Annotated in this window: 13 protein-coding genes; 5 read left to right on the forward strand and 8 right to left on the reverse strand. The window is 32.2% G+C overall.

Features of this window, described 5'->3' with window-relative positions; genetic code table 11:
- Nucleotides 1–27: 27 nt before the first annotated feature.
- From N5D03_RS10510 to N5D03_RS10520, 3 genes are all read right to left on the reverse strand, one after another.
- A complete protein-coding gene (locus N5D03_RS10510; RefSeq protein ID WP_181816279.1) occupies nt 28–870 on the reverse strand; it encodes a flagellar motor protein MotB in 843 nt (280 codons plus the stop codon).
- A gap of 148 nt (nt 871–1,018) precedes the next feature.
- On the reverse strand, nt 1,019–1,474 hold the full coding sequence (gene lysM / locus N5D03_RS10515; protein ID WP_280051615.1) for a peptidoglycan-binding protein LysM: 456 nt from the start codon (nt 1,472–1,474) through the stop codon (nt 1,019–1,021).
- Nucleotides 1,475–1,537: 63 nt separating this feature from the next.
- Nucleotides 1,538–2,374 (reverse strand): hypothetical protein, encoded by an 837-nt coding sequence (locus N5D03_RS10520; RefSeq protein WP_280051617.1) that lies wholly within the window; start codon nt 2,372–2,374, stop codon nt 1,538–1,540.
- A gap of 125 nt (nt 2,375–2,499) precedes the next feature.
- Between N5D03_RS10520 and N5D03_RS10525 the strand changes: the two genes are divergently transcribed.
- Nucleotides 2,500–3,540: an asparaginase gene (locus N5D03_RS10525; RefSeq protein WP_180905964.1), complete on the forward strand. Its 1,041-nt coding sequence runs from the start codon at nt 2,500–2,502 to the stop codon at nt 3,538–3,540.
- Nucleotides 3,541–3,602: 62 nt separating this feature from the next.
- Here the strand turns inward: N5D03_RS10525 and mdtD are convergent, their stop codons facing one another.
- Nucleotides 3,603–5,006, reverse strand: a complete 1,404-nt coding sequence (gene mdtD, locus N5D03_RS10530) for a multidrug transporter subunit MdtD (protein WP_038336841.1) — start codon at nt 5,004–5,006, stop codon at nt 3,603–3,605.
- 73 nt (nt 5,007–5,079) lie between these two features.
- On the opposite strand from mdtD, the gene N5D03_RS10535 reads away from it, so the two are divergent.
- The 4 genes from N5D03_RS10535 (at nt 5,080) to N5D03_RS10550 (ending at nt 7,959) form a co-directional block, all read left to right on the forward strand.
- On the forward strand, nt 5,080–5,736 hold the full coding sequence (locus N5D03_RS10535) for a TatD family hydrolase (protein ID WP_038336842.1): 657 nt from the start codon (nt 5,080–5,082) through the stop codon (nt 5,734–5,736).
- A gap of 15 nt (nt 5,737–5,751) precedes the next feature.
- The gene (locus N5D03_RS10540) at nt 5,752–6,474 is read left to right on the forward strand and encodes a tRNA threonylcarbamoyladenosine dehydratase (RefSeq protein ID WP_280051619.1); all 723 of its coding nucleotides are present in this window, start codon (nt 5,752–5,754) and stop codon (nt 6,472–6,474) included.
- Nucleotides 6,475–6,534: 60 nt separating this feature from the next.
- Nucleotides 6,535–7,242: a hypothetical protein gene (locus N5D03_RS10545; RefSeq protein WP_038336844.1), complete on the forward strand. Its 708-nt coding sequence runs from the start codon at nt 6,535–6,537 to the stop codon at nt 7,240–7,242.
- A 96-nt stretch (nt 7,243–7,338) separates the two neighbouring features.
- The gene (locus tag N5D03_RS10550; RefSeq protein WP_038336845.1) at nt 7,339–7,959 is read left to right on the forward strand and encodes a hypothetical protein; all 621 of its coding nucleotides are present in this window, start codon (nt 7,339–7,341) and stop codon (nt 7,957–7,959) included.
- Between the two features lie 101 nt (nt 7,960–8,060).
- Here the strand turns inward: N5D03_RS10550 and carB are convergent, their stop codons facing one another.
- From carB to N5D03_RS10570, 4 genes are all read right to left on the reverse strand, one after another.
- Nucleotides 8,061–11,288: a carbamoyl-phosphate synthase (glutamine-hydrolyzing) large subunit gene (gene carB / locus N5D03_RS10555; RefSeq protein WP_280051621.1), complete on the reverse strand. Its 3,228-nt coding sequence runs from the start codon at nt 11,286–11,288 to the stop codon at nt 8,061–8,063.
- A gap of 11 nt (nt 11,289–11,299) precedes the next feature.
- Complete coding sequence (locus N5D03_RS10560; protein WP_280051622.1) at nt 11,300–11,893, reverse strand: hypothetical protein; 594 nt, start codon at nt 11,891–11,893, stop codon at nt 11,300–11,302.
- 126 nt (nt 11,894–12,019) lie between these two features.
- On the reverse strand, nt 12,020–13,102 hold the full coding sequence (gene carA, locus N5D03_RS10565) for a glutamine-hydrolyzing carbamoyl-phosphate synthase small subunit (protein WP_280051624.1): 1,083 nt from the start codon (nt 13,100–13,102) through the stop codon (nt 12,020–12,022).
- Nucleotides 13,095–14,231 carry an aminotransferase class III-fold pyridoxal phosphate-dependent enzyme gene (locus N5D03_RS10570; RefSeq protein ID WP_114999099.1) on the reverse strand — a complete coding sequence of 379 codons (1,137 nt, stop codon included), beginning with the start codon at nt 14,229–14,231 and terminating at the stop codon, nt 13,095–13,097. Before N5D03_RS10570 ends, carA begins: the two co-directional genes overlap by 8 nt.
- Between the last annotated feature and the right edge of the window lie 3 nt (nt 14,232–14,234).

The following is a 14,234-nucleotide window of genomic DNA, read 5'->3' on the forward strand; positions in this document are numbered from 1 at the left end:
TATATTAATTTGATTTTTTTATCAAAATTAGTTTTTTGGAGCTTGCCCAATTAAATCCATAAATTGATCTAACTTAGGTAAGATAATAATTTGTGTACGACGGTTTTTAGATTTTCCTTCTGCAGTAGCATTTGTAGTTAATGGGTTATATTCTCCACGTCCACCAGCTGTTAAACGTTTACCATCAACACCGTATTGGTTTTGTAATGCTTGTACAACAGAAGATGCACGTAAAGCAGATAAATCCCAGTTGTTACGGATGTTTGGTTTAGAAATTGGCACATTATCTGTGTTACCTTCAATCAATACATCGTAATCTTTATAATCGTTGATGATTTTCGCAATTTTACTTAAAGTTTCTCCTGCAGCAGGCGAAATTTCGTAGCTACCAGATTTGTACAACATGTTATCAGCTAACGAAATGTAAACAACACCTTTTAATACTTTAACATCAACATCTTTTGCTTCGTTGCTAGATAAAGAACGCGTTAAGTTGTTTGTTAAAACCATATTCAAACTATCCGATTTGCTTTTCGCATCAATCAAATGTTTGATGTATTTGTTAGACTGATTGATTTCGTTCACTAATTCAGAAACATTTTTAGAACCACCATTAATACAATTTTTCAATTGTTCTTGTAATTGTTTAATTTGATTTCTTTCACTCTGAACTGTGTTTTCGTACTGACCTTGGTTAGATTCAAAATTAGCTAATTTAGCTTTCGCTACAGCCAATTCTGTTTGACATCCTTGGTTCTCAGAATAAGCAGAATTGAATTTATTTTGTAATTCATCATACTTCTTCTGACTCACACAACTAAATAAAGTTGAAGCAGCGATAACCGCTACTGGCAAAATTGAAACTTTCATAATTATTTTTTTATTTCAGTTATACGAATATATGCTATTATTTTTTATTGCGAGTATATATTCTGCAAAAACCATGCTGTAAAAATATAAAACTCCTACAATCATTTGGTTGTAGGAGTTTTAACCTTAATATTTTATTTCTATTGTATTAATCCTGAGGAATATATAAAACCTGACCTGGATAAATCTTATCTTCGTGTTTTAACATTGGTTTGTTTGCTTCGAAAATTTTTGGATACTGCATTGGATCTCCATAAACTTCTTTTGCAATTTTAGATAAAGAATCTCCACTTTTTACAGTATACATTGTCTTAGATAAATCTGGAATCTCAATTCTCAAAGGTGTTTTCAATGTTAATTGATCTTCTACTCCTTCCACTCCATCAATGTTACCTGCTGTTGCTAAAATTTTTTGTTTCTCGTTGATGTCCAACGCTTGTCCAGCTACTACAATTTTATCTCCATCAGTAGAAAAAGTTACTCCTGACAAATCAAATCCTTGTTTTGCAACTTGTTCTTGTACTTTAGCTGCTTTTTCTTCTGGTGTTTCTGCACCTCCGAAGACTTTTTCTCCGGCATTTTTGATAAATGAAAATAATCCCATAACGAGTTGATTTTAATAATATTTATTTGTTGATATTTAGTAAATATATAATTTCTCTAACAATTATCGTGCAATTGATGAATATTTCTTTTTTAAATTTTCTGTAATCGAGCGTTGTTGCTGAATTTGACTTGTTAATTGATTAATTTTTGCATCCAAACCTTTATCATTCTCTTCGGCAATTTGTATTTTTCCGCTCAATGTTACTACTTGATCTTCTATCGATCGCAAAGAATTTTCTGTTTTTATCTTTTTCTTCATCAAACCATCAGTTACTTTATCATTCGATTCTCTTTCCAATTGATTCACCACCAAATCTAACTTATCGCCCAAAGCTTGCTTTTTACTTTCTAATTTCAATAAGGTGTTATTATCTTTTAGATATGATTTGATCGAGTTTCCTTTTTTCAATTGTGCATCAGCGTTTTCTTTTGTCAATCGAATCATATTTTCGTTCGCTAACCTCAACTCATTTCGTACACAACCTTGCTTCGTTTTTGTTGCTAAATCTTGCAATTGAGCATAAATTTTATCAAACTCTGCCGAATTACTATTAAATGTCATTCCATTTTGATCTGTTAATGTATTAATCACGGTCGTTTTTCCATTTTCTTCATCAACCAAACTAATCACAGATTTATACACATCTTGCGAATTTTTGAACTTGATATTACTCGCTTCGTGTTTTTTTAGAAAAGCAGAAGAACCTTCTTTGTTCGTTACCCAATTTTCCCACGATTTTACAATCAAATTCTGCGCACAATTATCCGTAGAAAAAGCAAAAGATTTCAATTCTTGTCCGTTCATTTCGTACTCAACTTCAAACAATCCTTCGTCAGATTGCGCATTAACATAAGCTGATGTTAACAAAGTTGTAATGGCTAAAAGTAATAGTTTCATCAAGTTGATAGTTTAAAATTATATTCACAATTATTTATCCAATTTACAAAATATCGGAGTTTAAGAAAAGATGTTGTACAGATTTTTTATAATGGTTAATTTTAACCAGAAATTAATCAAACCGCATGCAAACAAAAATTTTATTAATTTACACAGGAGGAACAATTGGAATGGCGAAAGATTATGGTGACCAATCCTTGAAACCTTTCAATTTTGATAATTTGTTGAAACAAATTCCGGAATTGGGTCTGTTAGATTGTTCTTTCGATTATCATAGTTTCGATACGCCTATAGATTCGTCTGATATGAAACCTAAATATTGGATAGAAATTGCCGAAACCATTCAACAAAACTACGAAAACTATGATGGTTTTGTTGTTTTGCACGGAACAGATACAATGGCGTATACAGCTTCTGCAATGAGTTTTATGATTGATAACCTCGAGAAACCTGTCATTTTCACTGGTTCGCAATTACCAATTGGAGATTTGCGCACAGATGCGAAAGAAAACTTAATTACTTCGATTCAATTGGCTTCGTTACGTAAAAATGACAAACCAATTATCAAGGAAGTTTGTGTGTATTTTGAATATAAATTGTTTCGTGCGAATAGAACAACTAAGATTAATGCAGAAAACTTTGATGCTTTCGAGTCGCCGAATTATCCAGTAATTGGAGTTTCCGGTGTTCATCTGGAAGTGAAAGAAGATTTATTGTTAAAAAATGTTGTTACGGATAAACTTTCGATCAACAAAAATCTAAATGCTGATGTTGGTGTCTTGAAGATTTTCCCTGGAATGAATCGTTCTTTTATCGAAAGTGTTTTAAACGCTCCGAACATGAAAGCTTTTATTATTGAGGCTTTCGGAACAGGAAATATTTTTACCGATAGTTGGTTTATTGAATTGCTGGAAGAAGTAACGAATAAAGGAGTTCATCTTATCATCAACACGCAATGTGCTGGCGGAATGGTAGAACTTGGACGTTATGCTACAAGTGATGCGTTACTAAATATGGGCGCAATTTCGAGTTATGATTTGACAATGGAAGCTGCAATTACCAAAGCCATTTATTTATTAGGTCAAAACCTTTCGAAAGAAGAATTCAAAACGCAATACGAAGCAAACTTGAAAGGTGAACTTCGCCATCATTTTTACAATGATTAAATCAAAATAATATAAAACGAAAAAAATCTCTACTTGGTAGAGATTTTTTTATGTTCTAAATTTTATTTCTTCCCCGACATTGAAGCGCCATCAGATTCTCTTAATTTGAAAAAGATGTAAGTTGATAAAATTGTCATCACGCCCATCGTCAAAAATGAATAACGAAAAGCTTGTACTTCCACTCCATTTACAAATCCTGCTTGTCTAAAAACACCTAAAATTAATGCAGCTACAGAAATTCCAAATGTTAGTGATAATTGTTGTGTAACCGATAATAAACTATTCCCTTCGCTGGATGTATTTTCGTCCAAATCGGCTAAAGACAAGGTATTCATCGCCGTAAATTGAATTGAACTAAAAAATCCATTCAAAACCATTAACGGAATGATATAATAAATTGGTGATTTCGATTCTAAAAAGAAAAACATACAAATGATTAATCCTAAAGTTATTGTATTGGAAATCAACGTATTTCGATAACCAAATTTATTCACAATTGGCACAACAAACGATTTTGCAATAATGTTACTTGTTGCAGATGGAATCATAATTAATCCCGCTACAGTAGCCGAATATCCATAACCAACTTGCAATAAAAGCGGAATAAGAAAAGGTATTCCTCCAATTCCTAATCGTGTAATAAGATTTCCTATAATACCAATTCGCAAAGTTCTAATGTTAAACAAATTCAAATCGATTAAAGGATGTTGTTTATGTTTTGCATGATAAATATACAAACCAATCAAAAAGGCAGAAACTACAGTCAATGCCAATACAGTTTGCAGGCCAATCACACGAGAAGATGTCAATTCCATAATCAATGTTAAGACAGTAACTCCTCCACTAAAAAGAATCAAACCTCTGATATCAAATTTAAAAACTGGATGTTTAAAATCGGGGATCGCAAAAGTTGTCATCCAAAGTGCAATAATTCCGAATGGAATATTCACGATGAAAATCCAATGCCACGATAACGTTTCAACCAAAATACCTCCAATTGTTGGTCCTAAAAGTGGTCCTATTAACCCTGGTATAGTTATAAAATTAATTACTTTTAATAATTCACTTTTTGGATAAGCATATAAAATTGCTAAACGTACAACAGGAACCATCATCGATCCTCCAATCGCTTGTATAACGCGTGAAATGACTAAAAAAGGTAAAGTTGTGGCAAATGCGCAAAGTGTGGATCCAAGTGTAAAAATCAGTATAGCAGATTGAAAAACTTTTTTCGTTCCGTATTTATCCGAAAGCCAACCACTCAAAGGAATTAACAAAGCGATTGTTAACGTATACGCAACAATAATCGACTGAATTTCTAAAGGCGATTTTCCTAATTCTTTTGCGATTGTAGGTAAAGATGTATTTAAAATTGTAGCGTCCAAAGCTTGCATAAAAATTGCCATCGCACCAAGCCATGGCAAAAACTTCAACATTTTTGGACTTAAAATATGATCTGAATTCATTCAAATTCCTATAGCAAATTCTATTCCTATTTTAACATTTCGAAAAATCATTGAAAAAGATTAAATTTGAACTATGTTTCTCAACGCGCATACACATCATTTATCCGATCAAACAGATGTTTTGGAACTGTATAATCAGTTTCCAAATGAGTTGAATAATGAAGCTAAATTATTTTCGATTGGGATTCATCCAGCTTACATCAAAACCTCATCAATAAAGGAAGAAATCGAAATTATTAATCAAACTATTTCGAATAAAAACTGTTTAGCAATCGGTGAAATTGGATTAGATAAATTGTGCGAAACAGATTTTGAATTACAAATCAACGTTTTAAAAAAACAGTTAGAAATTGCGATGCAACATCAACTTCCAGTCATTATACATTCGGTTCGTGCTTATCAAGAAATTTTACAGATTCGAAAACAAATGAAATTGACGATTCCGTTTATTTTTCATGGTTTCAATAAGAATGAACAGTTACTCAATCAAATTATTGCGCAAAATTGTTTTGCATCTTTTGGTAAAAATCTTCTATCAAACAAAAACTTACAAATTATATTTGCAAATCTTTCTGCGAATCAATTCTTTTTAGAAAATGATGCAAGCGAAATTTCTATTGAAGAAATTTATACTTTTGCAGCGGATTTGAGAAAAATTACAATCGAGGAATTACAACTTCAACAAGCGAAAAATTGGAAAGCAATTTTCGGTTACGAAGTTCAATCATAATTAAAATACATTTCAATGGCAGTTTGGCAAGAAAGAGCTGAATTATTATTCAAAGAAGAAGGTTTAGAAATCCTTAAAAATTCGAACATTTTAGTTGTTGGTTTAGGTGGAGTTGGCTCTTTTGCCGCAGAATTTATCGCTCGCGCGGGAGTTGGAAAAATGACTATTGTTGATGGTGATACTGTTGACATTACAAATATTAACCGACAATTGCCCGCTTTGCATTCGACAGTTGGACTACATAAAGTAGATGTGGTTGGTGATCGTTTGATGGATATAAATCCTGAATTAAAATTAACACGTATTAACGAATTTTTGAGTCCAGAACGTACACACGAAATCGTCACTCCTGATTTTGATTATGTGTTAGATTGCATCGATTCTGTTACACCAAAAATTAATTTGATTTTAGCTGCAAAACGCAAAAAAATTAAAGTAATCAGCAATATGGGCGCTGGAGGAAAATATTTGGCAAGCAAAGTACAAGTGCGTGATATTAGCAAAACAGATGTTTGTCCTTTGGCAAAAAATGTTAGAAAACGATTAAAAAAAGAAGGAATTAATAAAGGTGTAAAAGCTGTTTTTTCGACAGAAGTTCCTGATGAATCTTCGGTTAAATTAACGGATGGAAAAAATTATAAAAAATCGTTTTACGGAACTAATTCGTGGATGCCTGGTTTATTCGGGTTGCATGCGGCAGAAACGGTGATTCGACATTTATTAAAAAAAGATAAATAATTAAGTACTTTCTTAAAGATTTAATTAATTTAGTTGCGAATTAACAAAGAGACGAAAAAAATGAAAATCAATTACGATTATATCACATACGAGGATGTTTTGAGAGCGCGTCAATTTATGTACGAGCAAGCGTTGGAACAGAATGCGACTAATTCGTTGTTGAACACTGCGAGAGATTTATTTGGAAACAGCAATTTCGAGATGTGTATCAAAATTTGTGAAGGTTTATTGGATGCAAAAGACCCAAAACAAATGTACGATGCTAAGAAATTAATTGCTTTATCATATTATAGTTTACAAGATTTTGAGAATGCGGATAATGCATTTTTCGATATCGCTCAAAACTCTGATAATTCGGACGATTGGTTTAACGTTGTGATTTCTGCAGCTTTAAATAAAAATATCGAACGTAGTAAAGAATCTTTTGGAATTGCATTAGAAAAATACACGAAATTTGGTCATCAACGTAATATGCCTTCAGTACAATTGATGTTGCATTACATGATTACGTTAGAAACTGTAAAAGAATACGTTTTAGCCTTGGAACAATGTAGAATGTTGGTACAAGTTTATGCTAAATTGAAAAAAACAGACGAAAAATTCTTAAGTTCTCGTGGTTTAGAACAAATCGAAAACTTTTTAGAAACTGCAAAACCAGTTTTGAAAAAAGCGAAAAAGAAAGAATTAACTGAAATCAAAAAAGAATTGGTTGAAGCCTTAGACGCAAACGGTGTAGAAAAAGTAGAAGCTTTTTTTGCTGAGTTTTAAGCCAACTATTTTTACAAGAAATAAAAAAATCCACTTCTGTTGAAGTGGATTTTTTGTTTGGATAAATATTGTAAATTAGAGGAAACACTGATTTGAATGAAATACTTTTTTACTTTCATATTTTTAATCTCAACTTTTACGTTTGGTTGTAGTTGTGGAGAATTTCCATCTGTTAAAAATTCATTTGATGAATTTGATGAAATTATAATAGGAAAAGTCATTAAAATTGATACAACTCTTTATGATTATTCTTCAAATCCTGTTTTTGCTTATACATTTGAAATCGAGAAAAATTTCAAAAAAAATATAGATATTACAAATAAAAAACAAAAATATTATACAACTATTTACACACCTGCCTCATCAATGTTTGGAGGTTGCGGAAGTAACTTCGAATTAAATGAAACCTATTTAATTTATGGATTTATCACAGATTTTAGCATCTATACAAATATTTGTACAAGAACTTCTGATTTAAAATTTGTTGAACAATCTGAATTAGAAGAATTAGAAAAACTTAGTAAAGAATATCTGAAAAAAAACACTCTTAATATTCCGCCTCCTCCAAATTCAAGTAAAGAGAATTTAATCCAAAAAGAGTTTGAATTGTATAAATTATCAGCCGAAAAAAGAAATAAATATTATTGGATAGGTTTAAGTCTTTTAGGATTTTTATTGACTATTAGTATATTCTTCAATTTTAGAAAAAGAAAATAAATTTAGATTCCTCCTTTGTCGGAATGACAAACAACACTAACAACATAAAAAAGCCTCGCAAATGCGAGGCTTTCTAACTTCTAATATCTAGATTCTAATTTCTATTTATTACGGTATTCGTTCCAAGTTTTGATTTTTAAATCATCCATCGATAATTTTGTAAATGCATTAATGAAAGCCGAAGCTAAACGTGCATTTGTTACCAACGGAATATTGAAATCTACAGCTGTACGACGAATTTGATAATCGTTGTCTAATTCCGCTTTTGTTAAGTTTTTCGGAATGTTGATCACCATATCAATTTTCTTGTCATGTAAATAAGACATTACATTTGGCTCTTTTTTATCAGAAGGCCAGTAAACAAGCGTAGAATACACATCATTTTCTGTAAAAAATTTGTGCGTTCCTTCTGTTGCATAAATTTTGTAACCTTTTGCGATTAATTGTTTCGCAGGCTCTAATAAAGCAACTTTAGAAGCAATTGGTCCACCAGAAATTAAAACGGTTTTCTCAGGAATTTCATATCCAACAGATAACATTGATTTTAATAAAGCTTCTTCTGCTGTATCACCGATACACCCTACTTCTCCTGTCGAAGACATGTCAACTGATAAAACTGGGTCAGCTCCTGCTAAACGTGTAAATGAGAACTGAGAAGCTTTCACTCCTACATAATCTAAATCGTAAACGATTTCTGAATGTCCTTTTTCTACTTCTAATCCTAATAAAACTTTTGTTGCTTTTTCGATTAAATTATTTCCTGCAACTTTCGATACGAATGGAAACGAACGAGAAGCACGAATATTAGTTTCGATAACACGAACTGTATTATTTTTTGATAAAAACTGAATGTTCATTGGTCCAGAAATTTCGAAACGTTTTGCAATTTTCGCTGCAACTTTACGCATTTGACGAATTGTTTCGATGTACACTTTTTGTGGTGGATAATACATTGTTGCATCTCCTGAGTGAACTCCCGCAAATTCTACGTGTTCAGAAACTGCGTAATCTACAATTTCTCCATTTTGACAAACTGCATCCAACTCAATTTCTTTTGCTCCTTGTACGAATTCTGAAACTACAACTGGATAATCTGGAGAAACTTCTTTCGCTAATTTCAAGAAAGCATCTAGCTCATGTGTATTCGAAACTACGTTCATCGCAGCTCCAGATAAGACATAAGAAGGACGAATTAACACTGGGAAATTAACTTCTTCCACAAATTTGTGAATCGCTTCTAAAGAAGAAAGCTCTTTCCAACGTGGTTGATCGATTCCTAATTCATCTAATATTTCTGAGAATTTGTGACGATTTTCTGCATCATCAATTCTTAAAGGAGAAGTTCCTAAAATATTAATTGATTGATCGTACAATTTCATCGCTAAGTTATTCGGAATTTGACCTCCTGTCGAAATAATTGTTCCTTTAGGTTGTTCAAAATCTAAAATATCCATTACACGTTCAAAAGACAATTCTTCGAAGTATAAACGATCTGACTCATCATAATCTGTCGAAACCGTTTCTGGATTATAGTTGATGATAATTGTTTTGTAACCATTTTTTGATGCTGTATGCGCTGCATTTACAGAACACCAGTCAAACTCTACAGACGAACCAATACGATAAACTCCAGATCCTAAAATACAAACTGCTTTCTCAGTTTCTGGCTCCAAATCATTTTCAGTTCCGTGATAGGTTACATATAAATAATTTGTTTGTGCTGGGAATTCTGCTGCTAACGTATCAATTTGTTTTACAACAGGTTTAATTCCGAAGTTTTTACGTAATTCACGAACTGTTAATTCGTTTCTGTGTACGTTTTGATCTCCTTTTACTAAAACTGCAATTTGTTGATCCGAGAATCCTAATAATTTTGCACGTTTTACTAAATCTGCTTCAACTTGTTCAAATCTTTCTAATGCTTCAAATTCTTTTGATACATTAAAAATTCTTTCTAAACGTTGTAAAAACCATAAATCGATTTTTGTTAAATCATGAATTTTTTCAATCGAATATCCCGCTTTGAAAGCTTCAGTAATCGCATATAAACGCTCGTCATTTGGCTCAGCTAACCAAGTATCCAAAGATTCTCCTTCTGGAATCTTAAATCCGTTTGCTACAAAACCTCTGTGTCCGATGTCTAACATACGAACTCCTTTCTGAATTGCTTCTTCGAAAGAACGTCCAACAGCCATAACTTCTCCAACAGATTTCATTGCAGAACCAATGTTACGACGAACACCGTAGAATTTATTTAAATCCCAACGAGGCAATTTCACTACACAATAATCTAACGCAGGTTCGAACATCGCAGATGTCGTTTGCGTTACACTATTTTTCAACTCATCTAAAGAATAACCTAAAGCTAATTTAGCAGCCACGAAAGCTAAAGGATAACCTGTTGCTTTTGACGCCAAAGCTGACGAACGAGATAAGCGAGCGTTAACTTCGATTACACGATATTCTTCTGAAACAGTATCGAAAGCATATTGAATGTTACATTCTCCAACTACACCAAGATGGCGAATTGTGCGAATGGCAACTTCACGTAATTTATGATATTCTGAATTTGATAAAGTTTGAGAAGGTGCAATAACGATTGACTCTCCTGTGTGAACACCAATAGGATCGAAGTTCTCCATGTTACAAACTGTGATACAGTTATCGTAAGAATCACGAACTACTTCGTACTCAATTTCTTTCCATCCTTTTAATGATTCTTCCACTAAAACTTGAGAAGAATAATTGAATGCTTTTTCAACTAAATCTAATAATTCTTCTTCGTTATTTGCGAAACCAGAGCCTAAACCTCCTAAAGCGTACGCCGCACGAATGATTAATGGGAAACCGATGCGTTTACCAGCTGCCATTGCGTCTTCTACAGTTTCTACTGCTTCTGAACGAGCAGTTAAAACACCAATTTGGTCTAATTTTTCGATGAAAATATCACGGTCTTCCGTTGCTTCAATTACTGGAATTTGAGTTCCTAAAACCTCAACACCATATTTCTCGAAAATATTTTCTTTGTTCAACTCAACTGCACAGTTTAAGGCAGTTTGTCCACCAAAGGCAACCAAAACTCCGTCTGGTTTTTCTTTTTGAATTACTTTTTCTACAAAGTAAGGTGTTACAGGTAAGAAATAAACTTCGTCTGCAATACCTTCAGAAGTTTGAACAGTTGCAATATTAGGATTGATTAAAACTGTTTTTATTCCTTCTTCTTTTAACGCTTTTAACGCTTGCGAACCAGAATAATCAAACTCACCAGCTTGACCAATTTTTAATGCTCCTGATCCTAATACTAATACTTTTTTTATATGAGATTTCATTAATTTTAAAATTAGTTGTTTAATATTTTTCGGTATATATTATTTTCATTTAGATAAAAGAACATGTCTGTTTCTAAAATATTTTTACAATCATATTTTTTATAAACTGAAGCTAATTCTTTGTTTCCTTTTTCTAAACTATCTTGATATTGTTTTTCAGCATCTTTTTTACATTCTGATAAAAAATTCTTAGCAGTTTTAGTTTTTGAAAAAAGCTTGAATTGGTCTCTTTTAAATTGAACTAATTGATTATAATTAAATTTAAAACTTTTAGTTACCTTACTATTTTCAATTTCTAAAACAAAATATTCACCATTTTCAAAAGATTTTTCTTCATAATAATCATCTGTATCAGATAATATGATTACGTTATTAATAGGATTATTTTCTATTAATTTTTCAATATCATTGTTGATAACAGTTTCACTTTTAATATTATTAGAATCATTAGAATTTTTCATTTTGAAACTTTTAATATCTTCTAAAACGACTTTATTATTTACTATCTCATATGTAGCCATATATCCTCTCCAAAGAGCAGTATTAAAATAATTATTCGTCAAAAAGTTCTCATAAACATAATTACTTAACAATGTTTTATTCAAAAAAACATTTTGTATATAATATGTTTTTCCATTATAAATCATTTGATCTTTAATCTGTTCAGTTGCATATCCAAACGAATTAATTGTAAAGAAAAATAATATGAATATATACCTTAACATCAATTATTAAGACTTTTTATATTTTTTTACTTCTTCGATGAACTCATCAAATAAATATTCTGTATCAACTGGTCCTCCCATTGCTTCTGGGTGGAATTGAACTGTAAAGATTGGTTTTGATTCGTGACGAATTCCTTCACACGTACCATCATTTAAGTTCGTGAAAAATGTTTTGAAACCTTCTGGTAATTTTGAATCATCTACTGCGAAACCGTGGTTTTGAGAAGTGATGAAACATTTCTTTGTTCCAACTAATTGTACTGGTTGGTTGTGCGAACGGTGTCCGTATTTTAATTTAAATGTAGATGCACCAGCTGCTAAACTTACTAATTGGTTTCCTAAACAGATTCCGAAAATTGGTTTGTCTTCTTGTAATGATTTTTTGATATTTTCAATCGTAGCCACACATAAAGCTGGATCTCCAGGTCCGTTTGAGATAAATAATCCATCATATTCTAATGTTGAATAATCATAATCCCAAGGAACTCGAATTACCTCAACATCACGATTTACAAAACAACGGATGATGTTATTTTTCACTCCACAATCAATCAAAACAATTTTGACATCAGCACCTTCGTTGTAACGAATCACTTCTTTACAAGAAACTTGATCTACTAAATTATCTTCGTTCGGATCGTAATATGCGACATCTGTATCAGCTACAATTTTTCCTAAAGTAGAACCTTGCTCACGTAATTTTTTTGTAATCATACGTGTATCTACGCCATAAATACCAGGGATATTTTGACTTTCTAACCAAGCTCCTAATTTTTGAATAGCGTTCCAATGCGAATAATCATCAGCATAATAAGAAACAACCAATCCAGTTACTTGAATTTGGTTCGATTCCATCCAAGCTTCAATTTCATTAATCATTGCTTTATCATCTGGAACACCATAGTTTCCGATCATTGGAGCTGTCATCACCATAATCTGCCCTTTGTAAGAAGGGTCAGTCAAACTTTCATTATATCCAACCAAAGCTGTGTTGAATACTACTTCTCCTGCGGCAGAAGTATACGCACCGAAAGATTTTCCTTCGATTTCTAATCCGTCTTGGAATACTAATTTTACTGTCTTATCCATTGATGATAATGTTAATTTCAGTTTCTAAAGCTGATATGAATTTATCTATGTATTGTTTTGTTACTGTTAAAGGTGGTAATAAACGAATAACGTTTGTACCTGCGTAGCCTACAAAAATATTGTGTTTTGTAACTAAGTTATTTTTTAATTCGCCGATTGGGAAATCAAACTCGATTCCAATCATTGATCCTCGACCACGAACTTCTTTAATTTTTGGAAATTTATTTAATTGGATTCCAACATATTCTCCAATTTCTTTTGCATTTTCGATTAAGTTTTCTTGCTCAATCACATCTAAAACGGCTACCGCTGCAGCACAAGCTAAATGATTTCCTCCAAAAGTTGTTCCTAATAATCCGTAAGAAGCTTTAAATTCTGGAGAAATTAAAACACCACCGATTGGAAATCCATTCCCCATTCCTTTTGCCATCGTAATCAAATCTGCTTTGATACCAGAATGTTGATGTGCAAAGAATTTCCCTGAGCGTCCGTAACCACATTGAATTTCATCTGCGATTAAAACCACTTCATTTTCTGTACAAACTTTTCTTAATTCTTGTACAAATTCGTCTGTTGGTAAAATAATTCCTCCTACTCCTTGAATTGGTTCGTAAATAACCGCTGCTACATCTCCTCCTGCAATTACTTCTTTTACTTCATCAATATTAAAATTGACAAAAGATACTTTATGATGTGCATTAAAAGGTGCCACAATTTTTGGATTATCTGTCAACGCAACTGTTCCCGAAGTACGTCCGTGAAACGCATCTTTGAACGCAATTACTCTGTCTTTTCCTGTATGAAAAGAGGCTAATTTAACTGCATTTTCGTTGGCTTCTGCTCCAGAGTTAATCAAGAATAAAGTATAATCTTCGTAACCTGATGCTTTACCTAATTTTTCTGCCAATTCTTGCTGAATCGGAATATTTACTGAGTTTGAATAAAACCCGATATTATTAATTTGTTCTGTTAATTTCTCAACATAATATGGATGCGAGTGACCGATAGAAATCACTGCGTGACCTCCATAAAGGTCCAAATATTCTTTTCCGTTTTCGTCCCAAAGAATACAATCTTTAGCTTTAACCGGAGTTACATTCATTAATGGATATACGTCAAATAGTTTCATTTT

The organism is Empedobacter sp. GD03861 (genome assembly GCF_029840885.1).
In the GTDB taxonomy this organism is placed as follows: Bacteria; Bacteroidota; Bacteroidia; order Flavobacteriales; family Weeksellaceae; genus Empedobacter; species Empedobacter falsenii_B.